The organism is Bacillus sp. FJAT-14266, assembly GCF_001719225.1.
Taxonomy (GTDB): domain Bacteria; phylum Bacillota; class Bacilli; order Bacillales; family Bacillaceae; genus Bacillus; species Bacillus subtilis.
This window is the reverse complement of sequence record NZ_CP017072.1, coordinates 1,728,656-1,746,104: the sequence shown is the minus strand read 5'-3', so window position 1 is coordinate 1,746,104 and position 17,449 is coordinate 1,728,656. Positions and strand designations below refer to the sequence as shown.

Here is a 17,449-nt window from a genome sequence, read left to right as displayed (position 1 = left end):
ATTAAATGAAAGGATATGATCATGAAAGTATTTGAAGCCAAAACCTTGCTCACCGAGGCTGAAAAGCGAGCAAAGGAATACAAAGATTTAAAAAGTAAAATGGTCAAATTAAAGAAAGCGTTCAAAGCTGTTGCAGATTTAGATGATAGCGAGTTTTCAGGCAAAGGTGCTAATAACATCAAATCATTTTATGAAGATCAAGCTGGCATTGCTGACCAATGGATTGATTTAATTGAGATGAAAATTTCTTTCTTAACGAGTATTCCTGGTTTCTTAGAAGACGCCAACTTATCAGATGCCTACATAGAAGAAACCTTTTTAGCGCATGAGCTTGCTAACGCCTCCACCAAATCAAAATCCATCATGTCTGAACAGAAAAAAGCCATGCAAGATATATTAAATGATATCAACGATATACTGCCTTTGGATCTGTTCTCGACAGAAACTTTTAAAAATGAACTTTCGTCTGCCGAAAAGAAACGAAAAGAAGCCATTGAGAAAATGGATGAAGTTGACGAAAACTTAACATCAGAATACGGACTATCAGAAGCAAATGAACAAATGATTCAAGCTGATTATCAAGCTTTAATGAATGCGACAGCAAAAGGCAAAAGCGCCTCTCCTATTCACTATAATGCGATGGCTTATAGAGACAGTGAGATTCACAAGATGACTGAGGATGTAAAGAAACAATCAACAGACTACATCTCTTTTAAGGACCAACAGGCGGAACAAAGAAGAATAGCAAAAGAACAAGAAGAACTGGCGAACAGACCATGGTATGAAAAGTCTTGGGATGCTGTTTGTAATTTTACAGGAGAGGTCTCTGGATATTATGATTATAAAAGAGCCGCTGATGGGGTTGATCCTGTTACCGGCGAAAAGCTAACTGCTGGACAACGGGTCGCTGCCGGTGCAATGGCTGCGGCAGGATACATCCCTATCGTAGGATGGGCAGGTAAATTAGCTAAAGGCGGAAAAGCTGTTTATTCAACAAGTAAGGCATTGTATAGAGCAGACAAAGCTCTCGATGTATACAAAACACCTAAGACATTCCATGCTCTTCAAAACTCCAGCAAAGGACTTTATGGACTTGCTTCTGCAAATGGTTTTAGCGAGGCCATAACAGGACGCGATATGTTCGGGAATAAAGTCTCTAAAGAGAGGCAAGAACAGAGCCTTAGTGGAGCAATGGCAATGTTGGTTCCTTTCGGAGCTCGTGGAATTAACAAAAAGCTTAATGCAAAATCGAGTTCCCGAGTTAGCGAAACATCTACTAACACCAGCAAAAAACCTAAAGTTCCTAAAACGTACAAAAGACCAACTTATTTCCGTAAAGGCGTTAGAGATAAGGTTTGGGAAAATGCTAAGGATTCAACCGGATCTGTTAAAGACCCGTTAACAAAACAGGTAATGAAAAAAGATGAACCATGGGATATGGGTCATAAACCAGGTTATGAATTTAGAAAACATCAACAAAGTGCAATGGAAAGAAATATTAGTCGAAAGCAATTTTTAGATGAACATAATAATCCAGACCATTATCAACCTGAATTACCTTCCTCCAATAGGAGTCATAAAGGGGAAGATATGACGGATGATTACTTTGGAGATTAAGGAGAGATTGTCTAATGGGCGTTACACAAGAAAATAAAGTAATTGCTAGAACAGTTTTAGGAGCTTTTGGAGGTAAACCGAAGGTTACGAAATATTGGGATGATAACAAGAGTAGCAGCATTGATATTTTATCGGTCAGTGACCAGCCTCAGGAAGGTATCACGTCATATTCAACTCTAGGTTTGTCGGATCATTCTATTAATTATGAGGTGAATGGCACTCCGTTGCGGATAGAAATCGTAGCTGCAATGGAGTCAGCTTCAGACATATATGCTAATGTTTTATCAACTTGTGCCTTTAATATAATCAACTCAAATTTCACTTGTGCACCAGGTGTTATTTTTAAAAATGTGATTAGTATGTATGATCAGGAAACCGATATGAAACATATTATGTTCGTTCCCCCATTTTTATGGGAGGAAGATTTAGAACTACTTGAATTTAGTAACAAAAATGTTACTTGGCTAATGGCTTTACCTATATCCGAAGGAGAATTGCAAGTAGCTGAAAAACACGGCTCAGATTATTTACAAGATCTTCTGGAATCAAAACAGATTGATATTTTTGATATAAAGAGAGAATCTGTTGTTTAATGACTTTAATAAAGAAGAGTCACTTTATAAGCCCCTCTCAATGAGAAGGGCTTATTTTATTTAATTTGAAATCAGCTGCAAATAATAGAAGAAAATGACTGAGGTAAGGAGAATTCTATGATTAATGAAGAAAAACACACAAACCCTCAAGCTAATAACAATATATTTGGAAGGATAGATACCTGGTATTCTGTTCATAGGAGTTCGAACTTGAGGGAAAATAAAGAAAGACCAGCTTATTATGTGGCTGGTCCTTATCTTTAATTAAAGAAATGGTTATGTAAAGCTTTAGAAAATCCAAAACCTTCTTCTGGTCCCTTTAACCAGAGAGAAATAAACTTTTCGAAATCCACTTCTTTTTCAATATCTTTCAAAATTCTTTTAAATTCTTCAGTAAAGTTATGAAGAGAGACCTCTTCGCCATTTTTAATCTTATCAGTGTACTGGCTCGTTAACTCTCTTAATTCTTGATACTGTTTTTCACTTAAATCATAGGCCAAAACTTGATCAAATAAGCCAAACCGATCATAATCAGCTGCTAATTGTTGGACTAACCTTAGTTGAAAAGCCTGCTTCTCGACTTTTTTTTCTAGGTTGTCAAGCCTTTCTTCTACTGTTACCAATTCAAATCACCTCAATTAAAAAGCTAAGAAAGTAAATACACTTGCAATAGTTCTAGCTGTAGAAGATTTTACACCAGCATCAATTAGATATGAGGAAACCGTGTCAATAATTGCGTCCTCCACAACGTCACCTCGTTTAACTAACTCGTCCAAAGCATCTGCTACATCATCAGTATGTTTTGCGAATGTTTTTCCTGCTGATCCACCTAACTCATCGACTACCTCACCAACAATTCTCCCACCATGTCGAAGCGCACTGGCTGTTGCCTTCATTGCTTCTTTAGCAATCCATTTTTTAATACCATTTGTGTGAAATTAACCAGATTGTTCAGTTGTATTAGTTGGTAATTCGGATAGTTTAACGGGAGTTTGATAAGTGACTTCCTGCTGTGCCTGTAATGTTACCTCTTGAGCTTTGGCATGTCCATCCAACGGAAGAACTAATGATAAAGAGAATGTTAATGCAGATGTTGCTAAAAGTAATTTCTTAAACATGAAATCAATCCCTTTCTTTTAAATTATTTACATGTAAATGATAACATTATGTTCAGACTAGAAAAATAATACTTTTTACTCAAATATTAGAATAATTTTGAACTATCTGTAACAAAATAAACATAAGTATCTCCTTGAGAAAGATACTCAAGGAGACTATTTATTTACTTCAAGAGAGCTTCAAGTTTCGCTTTCGTTTTTGGTCCGTAAATACCGTCTTGAGTAAGCCCGTACATAGACTGGAATCGTCTAATTGCATCTGCTGTTTTCGGACCATACACGCCGTCAATGCCGTTGTTTTTTGCTCCTTTATCCGGGTAAAAGTATAGTGCAGCCAGTGCTTTTTGAATTTGTGTTACCTTTTCCCCTCTCATCATTGGGCTCTTCACTTTAAAAATACCGGATGGTAGCGCATATGACGTTTTTTTGCTGCTTGTGTTTGTTGTTTTCTTTTTAGCTACACTTGCTTTGCTTGAGTTTGTTTTTCCGCCCAACTTTTTCAATTCTGCTTCAATTGCAGTCTTAACTTGAATCCATCTTCCCTCTGACAAAATGCGGTGCGGGCAATACTTACCATTCCAGTCTTGATGTTTGCGGACTCGATCAATACCCCATCCACGTTCTTTAAGTAGCTGAGCCACAAACTTAATAGCAAGCTTTTCCGCTGCCTTATATCGTACCCCTCCTGACTTGCTATAACAAATTTCGACACCAATAGACTTGCGATTCCCTGTACCGTTTGTTCCATCTCCTGTGTGCCAAGCGTTACGATTCGTTGGAATACCTTGAATGACTTGTTTATCGTCTACTGCAAAGTGAAAACTTGTTGAGCTAGAGTTATTCTTCATGTAAGAAATCTCATTGGCTGCTGAAGCATCATTCGCAGTGTTATGAATAGTGATATATTCAGCTTTCATTGGATTAGGACATTTCAATCCATACTTTGATTTAGAGACTAGATTCTTTACAACTTTAATGGCCATATACCCTCTCTCCTTCTGTCAGTAAGATAAAAAAAGCCACTGGCTTAGCCAGCAGCTTTGTCTGCGTTATTCTTACTCTGTTCTTTTTCGTTCTCAATTGTTTGTAATCGATCTGTTATTGATGATGGTATTTTAACACCAATCTGTGCTAAGTTTTCAGTTATTGACAAACCTTCATTAGCGATATAAAAAAGAACGGTACCAAAGGTTAAGACACCGTTCAAATTGAGTACTGTATCAATCACGTTTGCTAAAATGACCGCAAAGAAATTGAGTAGCTTGCGGACATAGCCAAACCATGCGCTTCGACTTCGCAGTTTTTTGAATTTCCATGCCTTGATTACTCCTGTTAAAACGTCAATTATGCTAAGTACTAGAAGTAAATCAAGGTACTTCACCCCTCCAAATAAATATACTCTTGCTAAATCTAATGTTTCAAAATTGATAAACAAACTTGTCTCCTCCATTCTAATCACCTCCTCCGAGGCAAATAAAAAAGGACAGCCGGATCTTATGAGACGGCCGTCCCTCTAACTGAAAAGTTTCCATTTGTTAAAGCTGTAAGCTCCATAACAATTTCTTTAAAGCCAGTAATGCTAAAAGACCAAGCTTCTGATTTTCCTTTTGTGCTAGTGGCAAACGTTCCGTCATCCACTTTCTGCCCTCTAAGGGCTCTTTTTGTTCCCGATAAGGATTTACCCCAGAACTTCAATTCACTTGTCTCAGCCGTCCCATAAACCTCAATGAGCAACGTTTTGAATGATCCAACGGTGAATGGGTTACCCTCACCTATGGTTTCTGTTTTATCGTGAAAGACAATATCCATTGTTTTTGATTGAGTGTCTAATGAGCTAAGATTCAAGCCTTCAGTTTGAACTTTTAAACGACCATCATTAGTTAACCCGCTTTTATCTAACTGGACTGAGAACGGAGCAACTGCTGTAATAGGAACAGTATGGTTAATGTTTATATCCTCTTCACCTGCGCCCAATGACTGGTAAAGTAAGAATTCAGATTGCTGCAGGTTACCATTTGCGTATCTGAAACGGAAATATCGTTTAGTTAAATGAATCCACTCAGTCTCGCCAAGCGTATTTGCTTTAACAACCAATGAAGAGATTGTGGTCCATGAATTCATATCGTTACTTTCTTCAATGAATAAGGTACCTTCACGATCAGAATAAGCGTGACCTTTTACTTTTGAAATTAAAACCTGACCTAATCGATCTTGTCCATATTGCGTGTAGACTTCAGTGGCTTTTAAAACTGCGTTCGTCAGCAGCTCTGAATTACCGGAGATTGAAGCTACCGGCACAACAAAATCTCTGTTTCCTTCTCTGTATGGCTTGGCTGCCCCCGGCTTACCAGTTGCATCTGTTGAAAATTGAAAACTATATGATGCCATTATAAATCCTCCTTGCTATTGTAGATCATTAGTGGTGAGCATGGGTTTACAACGGAACCACCTCCTTTAAGGAAAAATAAAAAAGCCCTAAATGGCTTCTCCTGTGATCTCTTTATACTGTTCAGCTGTAATGAGTTTTTTCTCTATTCCTTCCTGTAAATCTTCGGGCGAACAATCTTTGAGATGAATTGCCTGTTTCACCATTTCAGAAGAAGCCCAGTTATAATGCAAAGCCAGCACCCAATAATTCATGAACCTTGCCCTCCTTGTAGAGTAAGCAGTTGCAACTTTATTTTTGAAAGCTCGCTTCCCAAAGTTTGGTTTAATTCTTCAAGCTGTTTACGAGCCAGTTTTTCCTGTGACAACTCTCTTGCAAGTAGATCCACTTGAACTGGTGGTTCATATGCAGATGTACTCTGAAGCTCTTCCCACCAAGTTTTTAACTCTGCTTCCGTGGGTATAGGTGCCCTAATATTCCACTCTGCTATATATGAGGGAGTTCCATCACCATTATTCTGGACAATAAAATCCTTTGTGGGATCAGCTGTTGGGTATTTAAAAAGAATAGCTTCACCTATATTCATCGTTACCTCCTAAAATCTTGGATAGTTTCGGCCTCCAAGTTCTTGTATATCAAAAAAGTTAAATACACCATTTTTATCATCTACTGCCCTTTTCAGTGTTTCGTCTCCTCCGTAATTACAGTAGCACCAGATTTCAACGTAATCTCCTTTATTCATGGGTACAGTCGCATTGCCGTTTAAACCAAGATTCATCCCATTATCCTTTTCCTGAAAGTCTCCTCTTACATGGTGCAGTGTTTTATATGCTTTTCCATTTAGGTAAACCTTCAAATGAAAGTTTATATAAGATGTATAATTTAAGGTATATATACTTGCCCCGATTAAGTACATTCCATCGTTCGGAGCAATAAATCGATTGTTTTTAGTATCAAAAGCATTATGGCTATCCTTGATGACCCTGTTAAATGCAATTTTAGTGTGATCAATCTTTTTTAAATACTGAACACCTGTAGTTCCAATATTCGCATGAGCAAAACCTGATATCTTTTGCCACGGAGTCCAGCCTGAACCACTCCACCAGTGTCTAATCCAAACTCCTGTACTGTCATAGTAAGTCCCAGACTCATTCCCTGTTCCGTAAAAGTATTGAGTGAAACGGTAATTATTATATTTTTCATTTTTGACAATGCCATAACCCAAGGGGTAGCCTGTAGTATTTCCCTGCCCAATGTCCATTAAGGTCAGTCCTAAAGGATATTCTTCCCCTCCTGTTCTTGCATCTTGAATAGCATTGTCTCCAGTAATTAACGTCAGATTGTTATTTTTATAGTTGGTATCCACGTAATATTTTGCATCCGATAAAGCCTTATCCGCTTTTTCCTGAGCTCCGACAATTGTTTCTTTTGCATTCCAATTCTCCCGTTCCACTGGTGTAATGTGCCGTTGTAAATCATTACGATGCTCTTCAAATTCTTTTTTCGAAGCTTGCTGTACATTATCAACGTTCCCTAGCCCGATTTGCGCCTTTGTTGTATTGTGAGGGTTGTTCATGTCATTTTTATGTACAGCTAAATCTTTATGCGCATCTTGAATGCCTTTCTCCCAACGGTTCACATCATCTTCATTAATCGGATCGTCCGGGAGCCAATCTGTTTTTGCATCATAAGCCATTGTTAAACCACCTCAAAAGTAATCCTAAAATCTAGCGTTCTATTATTACTAACGTCTAAATCTGTTGTTCTTTCCGTAATCACGTTGTTTTGATCATCAAGTATCTGAACACTCTTAATATGTTTGATGTCTTCCTCTCGTTGAGTAAGCACCGTGACAACGGCACCCTGAATGGTGAGTTCCACAATTTCTGTTTCATTTCCATTCAGCAGCACTTTCGATATTCTATTTTTCAAATCTGCAGCTGTACGCTCTCTATAAAGCTGTGTAATCATACAAGGACCACCTCGTTATTATTGAGCGTGACGGAATAACCTACCTTTAGCTCACTTGCTTTTCGATACCTTCTGTTATTCAAAATGACAGTATCTTTTATTTGGAGTGGCTCATTCAAAGCAGCTCGCAAGGTATATGCCAAATGAGCTGGCTTCATATTCTCCAATGTTTCTATGAGCTCGCTCATATGCTGCATATCATCTATATCAATATCAACCTTAAAACGGTACTCTCCGGGAAGCAGCCGAACCTGAGCTGACGGATTTTTCAGGAACCGGTTCAACGCGTGTTCAATGGCCCTATATGTTGCCGGCGGTATATTGGACATTTTAGAGATTAGGCGCAATCGGCGGATCTCATCGGTGTCACCTGATTCCCGCGGTACGTTCAAAATCTTTTCCCATCGTTCAAGCCCCCAGGTTGCCGTAGTAACAAACAGCTGATCTGTCAGATCAAAGATGCTGTTATTTTGCTTCTCAAATTCCGGAGCTTCCGCTTTAAGAAGTTCAGCCATTTCCTTTAACTTGGTAAGGAACGGCGGCAGGTAAGCAGTCATTTCATCGAGTTTGCTCAATGATGTTCACCTGCCCCAATTTAGGGATTTCGACGGCACTCAGAACCAAATTTTCGGCCACGCCGTTGATTTTAATATCTGCGTAATCACTTACTGAAGGTGAATTGTAGACGATATTATTAATCTGCGATAAACGGATGACGTTATCTTCAAAGGCAATCTTTTTAAAAAGATTTAAAACACCTGATTCAATTTCTTGCTTTACCTGATCGATAGAGCTATTGACCTCGGGAAGTACCTCGGCTGAAATCTCAACCTCTTTCCATACCGCACTCTCCACTGTGACAAAGGCACCTATTGGCGCTTGTCCCTCACCTTGTCCGGGTTCAGGATCAATATAGTTTTTCACCTTTGATATTAAAATATCGGAAGCAGGTTCCAAGTTAGCATTGGTCACGACAATTTTGACTGTACCGTCCCCGTTCCAAAGCGGAAAGACCTTTACCTTCCCCACTCCGTCTACTTCTTCAGCCCATTGTTTATAGTGTGCTTTATTGGCACTGACAGCTTCTCGACGCACGCGGGTAAAATATCTAGCTCTTAAACTGTCATCATCCTCTTCTTCACGTCCAGGAATCAGAATCTCTTTCACAATCGCTTTTTGAAGCCCAGGTATAGTGTCTAATGACAATAGATTCTGACCGGATATGTTTGCGTTCCCTGCTTCCCCCGCTGTTTCACACTCCAACGTCCCGTCAGCTGTGTATTGAAAATAAAGATTATCAACATAAAAGCGAGACCCTACAGGAATGGTCACGCCTTCAGTAAACTCCCCTGCCCTGACTGCTTTTGTGGCAGCAGTCCGCTCAATGCCTGCTTCAGTAGCTCGTCGATCTAAAAATTCCCCTTGGGCCGTGTCTGAGAAGACAAGTTCCAGAACAGTATCGAGCCAAATATAAGACTTGGCCAATTCTGCGGCTACAGGAGCTAACGCGTTATAAATCACGCTGCCTTCCCTTTTATCAATGTCCGCTGAAATGCTGTTCAACATTCGATCCATAATCGATTCATAGGTTTGATCTTCAAACATCCTCGCCAAGCACCTCCTCGATCTCCAATGTTCCTTCGTCAGTCTCGACTGTAAAGGAGACACGGAACGATTCGCCTTGTTTTTCTATTTCAAAATCTGTAACAGCAGAAATCCGATCGTCATAGATCAGTGCTTCCTCTATCAGCCGAGGGATCTCCATTTTCTTATATGCGTCTGTTGTTTCGTTATCTGCCAGCACGTCTTGAAGTTCATTTCCAATGTCATGACTGTAAACAGAATATGCGTATCGCTCAGTATGGAGAGACAAATATACAAACTGCTTGATCGCTTCAAGGCCTGTGATGATTTCATTTGTGATACGGCCATTTTCAAAATCTATTTTGTAGGTTTGCGAGGTCTCTATGACTTCGCTGTCATCTTCTATATCCTCAAACTCGATTTCCGGAGACAAAGCCATTCCAAACACCTCCTATATTTTGTCGAGAATAAAAAATGATTGCCCGCCTTTTAAGGAGACAATCATCACACGCTCACCTGTATTTAATGCTTCTTCACCGGCCCGCAGCCGCTTTGGAACAATAATCAAATCAGCAGGTATTATTAATTTGTCATTTTCATTAAGCCTTATTTCAACAGGGGAAACGGAAACCACTTCAGCCGGTAGAATATCCACTGGCGACTCAGAATCAACTGCACGGACAGCCAAATGTTTGATTGCTTCACTTAATCTCATGAGGAAACACCATCAGGGATAGAATTTTTCTCAACCACATCAATGGTCATCGTGTGTGTCGATCCTTTAAATTCGTGTTTGTCTGTATCGATCCAGTATGTTTTCTTAACCCCGACTTCCGGAATTGAGATATAGATGGGCAACCCGCTCTGAAGATCCGGAATGCCAATCGCTTGAATACTCTTGAGTTCTTTTTTAACACCTTTTTTCTGTGCCTGTTTGACTTTCGCACGCTCCTGAAGCTGCGCCTGGTTAATGTTATCAGAAACCGTTTCGACATACTGAAGCACACCATATTTACTGATCCCTGAGCTGTCACTTGCAGTGGCTGTGTATGTTTTATTGTCTTTCTGCCGGCGGAGCTTTACTTTTGTGGCCGTGTCATTAATTGAAGTGCTGTATTGATAGCCGGTGATGTTCACACCCGTCTCCAACACCCATACTTCTGACAGATCTGGCCAAGCGCGAAGGCCAAGCTTCCCCTTCGCAGAATATAATTGATAATTCCTTCCGGTTTGGCTTTTCGTTTGTTTCAAGGCTTTTAGAATCATGTCATAAAGGCTCGTATCATCTTTAAACACTAATGATTTAATGGTGTAACCTGTATTTGCAATGGATGTAGTCGGAATCTGAAAATCTCGCGCCAACCGTTTTATAATCTCGTCTGCACGTTGATTTGAGAAAACATAAACATCTTTGTTCTTGACCAAATATTGCAGCATATCATAAGCCGTAAAAGTCATCCAGTGTTCTTCCGGATTGCGAGAAAACACAATGCCCCGGAACAGTTCTTTGCCCTTCCACTTAAATAAAACTGTATCCCCTTCAGATACGCTGTAATATGAATGGGTTCCCTGTTTCGTAATGATCTTGGCCGTAATCGATCGCGGCGCCTGATACCGTTGCCCTTCGAGGGAAACACTTTCAGTTACCAGCTCAAGCCATTCCGTTTCTTTAATGACGAAAAGTTCTATCATGTCATCACCTGCTTACTGCGGTATTTTTAATTTTTGCCCAGGAAAGATCCAGTGTCCTGGCTGTCTTATATTCCGTTTGCTTCGTTTGATCATAGCCTTTTTATTGACTTTCCATATCTTGCGCCATTTTGTACTGTCTCCATAAAATTTGCCGGCAAGGTCCCACAGTGTATCGCCTTTCTTAACGGTGTATGTTTTAGGAGCTGATTTAGATGGCCGTTTCTTCTTCGTCTTTTTCTTCTGCTTGATCTTCCGCGGCGAAGCAGTTTTGTATTCCTTCAGCTTTATTTCATAATCACGATCACCTATATCTTTTTGGCCCTCTGTATAAGAAAAAACCTCGATACTGCAAGTTAAATTAATTTTCGTTCCAGTAATTAAGAATTGAACCGGCTTTTTAGATTTCACCCATTTCTCGATCTTTGCAATAGCATTTTCAGGAGAAGGAAATCCCTTATACTCAGCAAGCGGGCTGTGTTTCTTTGGAAAAAAAGAAGAGAACGAAATTTCTTTCGCTCCCGGTTTATCAATAAAAGTGATCTCCCCAAAACTAGCCACTTTTACTGATTCATTTTGAATTGTGTTGGATATATCAATTTGTTCAGGAAGGACCGGAAGCCGCAGCTTGTCCTTCCCTTGTGAAATCCAGAATTCATATATGGATTTAGTCAAAAGCAACGACTCCCTTCGTTCCAATGTTGATATCCTGTTCAAGCTCATCGACAAGGGCCTGCTTAATCTTAGCTACAAGACTGTTCATGTCTTGGTCATTGTGAAAATGCTGATCGCCATTAAACTGAATAATGACCTCTTTGCCACCTGCAGCTTTAAACGTTGTTTGATTACGACCCGTTGTGGCAGCTGTTACCTGACCTGAAGATAATTCAGTTTGACCTTTTTCAGATGGGTCTGTGACTTCCATTCCGAGTGCCTTAGCTGCTTGGGCTAATAAATAACGTCCACGGATGCCTCGCTCCTCCGGAATGATCCATTCCCTTTTGTTTCCTTCACCGACACGGGCAATCTGCTCTTTGGTAATAAGTCCGCCGTTAGCGTAGCCAACATATGGACCTCCATGTCTCATGCTTCTAATGCCTGGTACATTATTAATTGATCCATATCTGCTTTTGATATAGCCAATCGCAGCAGCAGCGTTGTGAATCGGGTTAAGAATGTTATTCATGCCCGGCAATTTGTGTGCGTTGAAGGTACTTGGGATTGTCTGCATGAGCCCCTGAGATGGATGTCCTGCTTTCGCATTACTATCCCATAAGTTGATTGCCTTCGGATTACCGCCTGACTCATGCTGAGCAATTGTCATCAGCCCTGGAAGCCAGCTCATCGGTGTCTTTGTAGCCATGATAGCAGCCATGAGCCATTGCTTCACATTTCCGCTTACTGCGCCCATTCCAGAATAAGCGGCAGCTAGTGAGCCTGCTTGTTTTTCAGCAAACTTTTTTACATCAACAGAATCCAGACCTTTTACAATACCTATAGAGGCAAAACGCCCAAGACTCATCATGACACGGGAAGGTGAATGAATATCCAGCTCTTCACGAAATGCCTTCTCAACTTTTTTCGCCAGTTCCTTGGCAGCCTCATTGACTTCACTTGCCTTAGAAGTCATGCCTGAAACAAAATTACCGATCATACCGCTTCCCCATCCGTTTGATGATTCTTTAGAGCGGATAAACGGCTTGTTAATATGAGTGCTGACGTATTGATCAGTACCAGTTTGTGAGCTATTTTGTCCGGAAGCAAAACCTTTGATCGTTCCGCTTCCCCATGATGAAGATTTATTAACAGTGTTCTGAAATGGCATTTTAACCTTCGTCTGCAAGAAGCCATCTGTACCGGTCGAAGTGCTGTTTTGACCTTTAGCATAACCATTGACCACTTGCTTTCCGTAATTCGGAGAATAAGAGATTAAATTGTTCATTGGTTGTCCAACGTTTTTCTGTTTCCATGCTTCCATAGAAACAACATTATCTCTAATTCCTTGATCAAAGCTCTTCGTGAACTGTTGACCAAATGATGTTGCTTGTTCATCAAGACTGGATGTGTCAATAATAGGAGATACAGAAGCAGTCACCGCCGCACTACGGACTAGCGGGGAAGTTGCCGGTTCACCTCCTGCAGATGAAGCAGACGCTATATCATCAACCACACTCATCCCTAATTTCGAAGCAGCTTGAGAAAGGAGCATTTTGCCGCGACCTTTATTATTCTCAACAGGGATAACGAATTCTTTACCAGCTTCACCAATCCAAGATATTGTTGGCTTCGTAATGTAACCACCAGTAGCATGTTTCTTTGGCTTTTCTTTTCCCGAACCAAATAAATAATTTACGCCACTCTTCACATATCCCCACGCTTTACCAGCAGTTTTTTTCGCACTTGAAGCTACTTTACCACCAACTTCTTTTACCCCGCCTAAAATACTGCTTCCCAATTCCTTTACACTCTGCCACTTTTCAGACCACCACTTCTTACTAAAAAGGGTTTCTGAGATGGAACTCTTAACACTTTTCCATATTGATTTAGCATTGTCCCATTTATTTTTGGACCAGCTTTTTACACTTTCCCATTTTCCTGACCACCACTTCTCGCTAAATAGAGTGGATTTCAGCTTTCCTTTAACTGATTGCCAAACAGAAGACGCGCTGTCCCACTTACTTTGAGCCCAACTTTTTACGCCTTCCCATTTACCTGACCACCACTTCTCACTAAACAAAGTGGATTTTATTTTTCCCTTTACGGACTCCCAAACAGATGATGCACTATTCCATTTGTTTTGTGCCCAGCTTTTAACACCAGACCACTTCTCAGACCACCATTCACTATTAAATAAAGTAGACTTCACCTTTTCTTTTACATGAGACCATGTATCACTTAACCCATTGAGAGAAGTCTTCGCATTACTCTTAATGCCGGACCATTTTTCAGACCACCATTTTTGATCAAATAATGTACTGTTTAGTTTCTTCTTTACTTCTGAACCATCAAACGCTTTACCTAAACTTGAACCACCCATGGTGCCTGCTATACCACCAACTATTCCACCAATGGCTGTTCCCACTCCTGGAATAACACTGCCAATAGCTGCTCCTGTAGCCGCTCCAGCAAGACCACCGCCAGCTGATCCAATCTTTTCACCAACATTATCTTTATTCATCCCAATTAAATCGGTTGCCGCTAACGCTGTTCCTAATAGAGGGACTCCTTTTGCAAACTTGCCAACACTTTTCAGAGGACTTAAGACTTTCCCGAACTTCGATGTACCGCCTGCAGCTCTACCAGCTGAGTATAGCTCCGATCTCGTAGTGGTTATTGCTGGTCTTGATCCTCCGGTTGGATTAGTACCTACAGTTCTACCGGAACGCCTTCTCTCCAACCGTTCAGATGACACAACAATTGAACTGTCAGAAGGGTTCATTCGGTTTAGATTACCCCGTCGTCCTAAAACTCTTTTCCCTCGTCTTCTACGAATGCGATCATTTTTACCTCCATCGCTACAACAGCAACATGTTAAGCTGCCGCTTCGAGGTAAACTCGTTGGACTTGTGGCAGTTTTGGATTCTCTGCTCCTTGTGCTGGCATTACGATTACTGTTTCTGTTCCTCCTTTCACTTCGCGTATTAGCGCCAGCTTCAGGAGTACGTTTGGGAATTAGCTTTCGGATTACGCCTGCTGCATCACTTCCGACAGTACCTATGCCTTTTAACAGCGGACGTAGTATTTTCAAATAACCAATCAACCCGATTAAAGAAGGGATCACAACTTTAATCGCTGTTTTTAAATCTTCCCAATGGTTGACGCTCCACTCAATGGCTACGTTTAACTTATCACCTATCTCCTTACCAAGATCAGCAATATCTTTTTTGATCTCTTTAAGCTTTTCCTGACCTTCTTTACTGTTAATGAACGAGCTGATTTTATCAAAGGCTGGCCCTAATCCAGTTAGCAGAGAAGTTCCCATATCCTTAGATATGCTTTCAAAATCTCTCATGGCATCATTAACCGGTGTCATCGGATTATTATCCCGAAGTTTCGTAAAGCTTCGTTCTAATTCACCGCTTGTTTTGGCACTTGTACCAATACCCTCAGCCATATCTAAAATCGGTTGCTTGAGGTCTTCATATTGTGTTCCAATAAGCTCAGTCGCAATAGCAGCCCGCTTTGTTTTGTCTTTCACTTTAGAAAGTGCTTTTGCCACCCTAAATAAACTTTCCTCTCCGCTTATTGAACCATCTTTGAAGCCCTTGAACATTTTCTTAGTTTCCTTGGCTCCGAACAGCGTTTTAAATGCGTCCACTTGGCTATCAGACATTTCGGTTCGGCGGATGTTAAACTCACGCATACTATCGGCTAGGTTATCGAAGTTTCTGGCTCCACCCTTTGTTCCTTTTATCATGGCGTTTGCAATCTGGCCGCCTGTGAGCTTCAAGTCTTTAAAGGTGGAACTGTATTCATTCATCGTATCCAATAAATCGTCAGCTTGGTCACCGGCATTCCGATATACATAAGCAATTAAGTCTCCGCTTTGTTTTCCAGACAATTTCAAGTTGTTATACATTGAACTGAAAGCACGATCTACCTCAGCTTGATCAGCATTCATAAGCTGGGCAATCTTACTTGACGACTCAGTCAATTCAGCAAGAGCTTTTTTAGACGCCCCTGTCTGTTGCGATAAGTTTCTTAGAGATAAACTGACTTCTTCCCGAGAACTGCCCGCTTTATTGTTGAAATAGATCTGATCCGTCATTCTTGCAACATCTTTCTTATTAACGTTTGAAGTTGCTGACACGTAAGCATCCTGAGACATTGTACTCTTACCAGAACCCATAATTGAACCTGCAGAAAAACCGCCTGCAACTGCCAGAGTAATGGTAGCATCCTTCAAGCTGTCTATTTTCGCTTCAATTGCATCCAGAGCCGCTGAAGCTCTATCCTTAATAGAAACAGTTGGCTCAGCATGTTCGCCGTCTACATCGGACACATGACGACGGATCTCATCTAATTGGTTTGAAGCATGATCACGAACTGAAACAGTTGGCTCAGCGTGCGAGCGATTCAAATCAGAGAGACCTCCACGGATCAAACGAAAACGTGGTGTAGCTTGATCATTTACGGAAACTGTCACCTCATGGCTGCCCTCGGTAAGATCCTCAGCTTGCTGACGTATAGAATGTAAGCCATTCGAAACTCGATCATCTAAATCCACTTCAAGCGATCGAGCCCGTCCGGTCAAACGGTTGGCCGATCGGTCAATCCGCCGCATAACTCTCTCAGTCCGGTCTTCAGCCTCAAAAATAAGAGGGCCATTAGCGGCCCTCTTAAGTCTTTCAGCATTGCCTTGTATCATTCGAAGCTTGCGGGAAATCTTATCATGTAATTCAAACGTGGCTGTTAGTTTAGCCATAGTTAATTACCTCCCTTCTTCGCTTCTTTTTCTAACAGCTCAAGCTTATAACCGATTAACCCATATAAGAGCGCCTTGAATTCTTTCGGAGCCTCATATAGTTCTCTTAATTCTGACGGGGCGTATTTGAGCTCATGCATCGCGTAATAAAGATATACAGCCTCTTTGTCCCCGTCCTTTACTAGTTTTTTGCCGCTTCTTCAAGGTCTTCGAGATCATCATCAAATCCATTGATTTCAATTGCTTTGTTTAGCCAGTTCGCATACTCACCGCCGACTGAAAGAACACGTTTGGCGACTTCCACTGGATCTTCTGTTTTGTAAGCCTCACGTAGTTCCTTAGCTTTAAAGTTCGGATAAACAGTCGTTTCAACCGCAATACGAGCATAAAAGCGTTGGCTGTCCAACTCCTTCACACGGCCGCGGCCTTTTACATTTTTGTAAGTGGTGTTCTCTTTCTCAAGTTCGTCAATTCGTTCAGTCGTAATTGCTTTGAAAATGAATGGAACAACATTGCCTTCTTTGTCTACAAACCGTTTAGAAATCGGAACTTCTACCTCTTCCGCTTCAATTGTTTGTCCTGGCATAAAGAATGAAAGATCGTATACTTTTTCGTTTTGTTTTTCACTCATGTTTATTAACTCCTTCAAAATTCGATTTAAAGTTTTTCGCAATAAAAAAAGCACATTCTCCTGTGCAAACAAATTGAAATGATCAATTTATTTAGGGGATGTGCTTACCATAATATTCATGTATAATAGATTCTTGAAACTACCTTTTCCTATCTATAAAGGAGGGTGGTAGATAATGAATTCATGTAAACACCTCCTGAGAGGAGGTGAAAAACAATGACCACTGTCCAGTTTCTGCAAGTTTTGGCACCGATAGCGTTAAAGGTTGTTGCAGACAGATATTTTAGAAAGAAAGACACAAACGAATCAAAAGACATTGCAGTGTCTAAAGTATGTTTGTGTCAACAGACGCGACGGGTGATTAGTCCGAATAAAAGATATAAACGGAATATTCGCCCGAATAGACGCTTTAAAAGGAAAAGGTAGCTTCGTTTA

General features: G+C 40.6%; 20 protein-coding genes and 1 pseudogene. 3 read left to right on the top strand and 18 right to left on the bottom strand.

Annotation, left to right across the window (positions count from 1 at the left end; genetic code table 11):
* The first annotated feature begins 21 nt into the window (after positions 1–21).
* The 3 genes from yqcG to BGM23_RS21845 all read left to right on the top strand — a co-directional run bounded on the left by yqcG (position 22) and on the right by BGM23_RS21845 (position 2,474).
* On the top strand, positions 22–1,617 hold the full coding sequence (gene yqcG / locus BGM23_RS09100) for an LXG family T7SS effector endonuclease toxin YqcG (RefSeq protein ID WP_015714309.1): 1,596 nt from the start codon (positions 22–24) through the stop codon (positions 1,615–1,617).
* 14 nt (positions 1,618–1,631) lie between these two features.
* A complete protein-coding gene (gene yqcF / locus BGM23_RS09095) occupies positions 1,632–2,210 on the top strand; it encodes a type VII secretion system immunity protein YqcF (protein ID WP_015714310.1) in 579 nt (192 codons plus the stop codon).
* 117 nt (positions 2,211–2,327) lie between these two features.
* Positions 2,328–2,474 (top strand): hypothetical protein, encoded by a 147-nt coding sequence (locus BGM23_RS21845; protein ID WP_009967791.1) that lies wholly within the window; start codon positions 2,328–2,330, stop codon positions 2,472–2,474.
* On the opposite strand, the gene BGM23_RS09085 is transcribed toward BGM23_RS21845, so the two are convergent.
* The 18 genes and pseudogenes from BGM23_RS09085 to BGM23_RS09000 all read right to left on the bottom strand — a co-directional run bounded on the left by BGM23_RS09085 (position 2,471) and on the right by BGM23_RS09000 (position 17,014).
* Complete coding sequence (locus BGM23_RS09085) at positions 2,471–2,833, bottom strand: hypothetical protein (protein WP_003229947.1); 363 nt, start codon at positions 2,831–2,833, stop codon at positions 2,471–2,473. The genes BGM23_RS21845 and BGM23_RS09085 overlap by 4 nt on opposite strands.
* Positions 2,834–2,848: 15 nt before the next feature.
* Positions 2,849–3,328: pseudogene (locus BGM23_RS09080) on the bottom strand (hypothetical protein).
* A 164-nt stretch (positions 3,329–3,492) separates the two neighbouring features.
* Complete coding sequence (gene cwlA, locus BGM23_RS09075) at positions 3,493–4,311, bottom strand: N-acetylmuramoyl-L-alanine amidase CwlA (RefSeq protein ID WP_003229946.1); 819 nt, start codon at positions 4,309–4,311, stop codon at positions 3,493–3,495.
* 44 nt (positions 4,312–4,355) lie between these two features.
* Entirely contained in the window at positions 4,356–4,778 is a 423-nt protein-coding gene (locus tag BGM23_RS09070; RefSeq protein WP_003246208.1) for a phage holin family protein, read from the bottom strand.
* A 44-nt stretch (positions 4,779–4,822) separates the two neighbouring features.
* A complete protein-coding gene (xepA, locus tag BGM23_RS09065; protein ID WP_003246010.1) occupies positions 4,823–5,716 on the bottom strand; it encodes a phage-like element PBSX protein XepA in 894 nt (297 codons plus the stop codon).
* A gap of 87 nt (positions 5,717–5,803) precedes the next feature.
* A complete protein-coding gene (locus tag BGM23_RS09060; RefSeq protein ID WP_003229944.1) occupies positions 5,804–5,968 on the bottom strand; it encodes an XkdX family protein in 165 nt (54 codons plus the stop codon).
* On the bottom strand, positions 5,965–6,300 hold the full coding sequence (locus tag BGM23_RS09055) for an XkdW family protein (RefSeq protein WP_009967793.1): 336 nt from the start codon (positions 6,298–6,300) through the stop codon (positions 5,965–5,967). The genes BGM23_RS09060 and BGM23_RS09055 overlap by 4 nt, the downstream gene beginning before the upstream one ends.
* A 9-nt stretch (positions 6,301–6,309) precedes the next feature.
* The gene (locus tag BGM23_RS09050) at positions 6,310–7,410 is read right to left on the bottom strand and encodes a pyocin knob domain-containing protein (RefSeq protein ID WP_003229943.1); all 1,101 of its coding nucleotides are present in this window, start codon (positions 7,408–7,410) and stop codon (positions 6,310–6,312) included.
* 2 nt (positions 7,411–7,412) lie between these two features.
* The gene (locus BGM23_RS09045) at positions 7,413–7,685 is read right to left on the bottom strand and encodes a hypothetical protein (RefSeq protein WP_003229942.1); all 273 of its coding nucleotides are present in this window, start codon (positions 7,683–7,685) and stop codon (positions 7,413–7,415) included.
* Positions 7,682–8,260 (bottom strand): YmfQ family protein, encoded by a 579-nt coding sequence (locus BGM23_RS09040; protein ID WP_003229941.1) that lies wholly within the window; start codon positions 8,258–8,260, stop codon positions 7,682–7,684. Before BGM23_RS09040 ends, BGM23_RS09045 begins: the two co-directional genes overlap by 4 nt.
* On the bottom strand, positions 8,244–9,290 hold the full coding sequence (locus BGM23_RS09035) for a baseplate J/gp47 family protein (RefSeq protein WP_003229940.1): 1,047 nt from the start codon (positions 9,288–9,290) through the stop codon (positions 8,244–8,246). The genes BGM23_RS09040 and BGM23_RS09035 overlap by 17 nt, the downstream gene beginning before the upstream one ends.
* On the bottom strand, positions 9,283–9,708 hold the full coding sequence (locus BGM23_RS09030) for a DUF2634 domain-containing protein (protein WP_004398572.1): 426 nt from the start codon (positions 9,706–9,708) through the stop codon (positions 9,283–9,285). Before BGM23_RS09030 ends, BGM23_RS09035 begins: the two co-directional genes overlap by 8 nt.
* A gap of 12 nt (positions 9,709–9,720) precedes the next feature.
* Positions 9,721–9,984, bottom strand: a complete 264-nt coding sequence (locus tag BGM23_RS09025; RefSeq protein WP_003229938.1) for a DUF2577 family protein — start codon at positions 9,982–9,984, stop codon at positions 9,721–9,723.
* Positions 9,981–10,961 (bottom strand): XkdQ/YqbQ family protein, encoded by a 981-nt coding sequence (locus BGM23_RS09020; protein ID WP_004398524.1) that lies wholly within the window; start codon positions 10,959–10,961, stop codon positions 9,981–9,983. The genes BGM23_RS09025 and BGM23_RS09020 overlap by 4 nt, the downstream gene beginning before the upstream one ends.
* Before the next feature lie 12 nt (positions 10,962–10,973).
* Positions 10,974–11,633, bottom strand: a complete 660-nt coding sequence (locus BGM23_RS09015; protein ID WP_004398548.1) for a LysM peptidoglycan-binding domain-containing protein — start codon at positions 11,631–11,633, stop codon at positions 10,974–10,976.
* Positions 11,626–16,383, bottom strand: coding sequence for a phage tail tape measure protein (locus BGM23_RS09010; protein ID WP_029727093.1), 4,758 nt, complete (start codon positions 16,381–16,383; stop codon positions 11,626–11,628). Before BGM23_RS09010 ends, BGM23_RS09015 begins: the two co-directional genes overlap by 8 nt.
* A 2-nt stretch (positions 16,384–16,385) precedes the next feature.
* A complete protein-coding gene (locus BGM23_RS09005) occupies positions 16,386–16,523 on the bottom strand; it encodes a hypothetical protein (protein WP_021480099.1) in 138 nt (45 codons plus the stop codon).
* A gap of 41 nt (positions 16,524–16,564) precedes the next feature.
* The gene (locus BGM23_RS09000; protein WP_003229933.1) at positions 16,565–17,014 is read right to left on the bottom strand and encodes a phage tail assembly chaperone; all 450 of its coding nucleotides are present in this window, start codon (positions 17,012–17,014) and stop codon (positions 16,565–16,567) included.
* Positions 17,015–17,449: the final 435 nt, after the last annotated feature.

Excerpts from the sequence above, each read along its gene's own strand:
- yqcG (WP_015714309.1), top strand. The coding sequence starts at position 22 with ATGAAAGTATTTGAAGCCAAAACCTTGCTCACCGAGGCTGAAAAGCGA.
- yqcF (WP_015714310.1), top strand. The coding sequence starts at position 1,632 with ATGGGCGTTACACAAGAAAATAAAGTAATTGCTAGAACAGTTTTAGGA.
- BGM23_RS21845 (WP_009967791.1), top strand. The coding sequence starts at position 2,328 with ATGATTAATGAAGAAAAACACACAAACCCTCAAGCTAATAACAATATA.
- cwlA (WP_003229946.1), bottom strand. The coding sequence starts at position 4,311 with ATGGCCATTAAAGTTGTAAAGAATCTAGTCTCTAAATCAAAGTATGGA.
- BGM23_RS09070 (WP_003246208.1), bottom strand. The coding sequence starts at position 4,778 with ATGGAGGAGACAAGTTTGTTTATCAATTTTGAAACATTAGATTTAGCA.
- xepA (WP_003246010.1), bottom strand. The coding sequence starts at position 5,716 with ATGGCATCATATAGTTTTCAATTTTCAACAGATGCAACTGGTAAGCCG.
- BGM23_RS09060 (WP_003229944.1), bottom strand. The coding sequence starts at position 5,968 with ATGAATTATTGGGTGCTGGCTTTGCATTATAACTGGGCTTCTTCTGAA.
- BGM23_RS09055 (WP_009967793.1), bottom strand. The coding sequence starts at position 6,300 with ATGAATATAGGTGAAGCTATTCTTTTTAAATACCCAACAGCTGATCCC.
- BGM23_RS09050 (WP_003229943.1), bottom strand. The coding sequence starts at position 7,410 with ATGGCTTATGATGCAAAAACAGATTGGCTCCCGGACGATCCGATTAAT.
- BGM23_RS09045 (WP_003229942.1), bottom strand. The coding sequence starts at position 7,685 with ATGATTACACAGCTTTATAGAGAGCGTACAGCTGCAGATTTGAAAAAT.
- BGM23_RS09035 (WP_003229940.1), bottom strand. The coding sequence starts at position 9,290 with ATGTTTGAAGATCAAACCTATGAATCGATTATGGATCGAATGTTGAAC.
- BGM23_RS09030 (WP_004398572.1), bottom strand. The coding sequence starts at position 9,708 with ATGGCTTTGTCTCCGGAAATCGAGTTTGAGGATATAGAAGATGACAGC.
- BGM23_RS09025 (WP_003229938.1), bottom strand. The coding sequence starts at position 9,984 with ATGAGATTAAGTGAAGCAATCAAACATTTGGCTGTCCGTGCAGTTGAT.
- BGM23_RS09020 (WP_004398524.1), bottom strand. The coding sequence starts at position 10,961 with ATGATAGAACTTTTCGTCATTAAAGAAACGGAATGGCTTGAGCTGGTA.
- BGM23_RS09010 (WP_029727093.1), bottom strand. The coding sequence starts at position 16,383 with ATGGCTAAACTAACAGCCACGTTTGAATTACATGATAAGATTTCCCGC.
- BGM23_RS09005 (WP_021480099.1), bottom strand. The coding sequence starts at position 16,523 with ATGCATGAGCTCAAATACGCCCCGTCAGAATTAAGAGAACTATATGAG.
- BGM23_RS09000 (WP_003229933.1), bottom strand. The coding sequence starts at position 17,014 with ATGAGTGAAAAACAAAACGAAAAAGTATACGATCTTTCATTCTTTATG.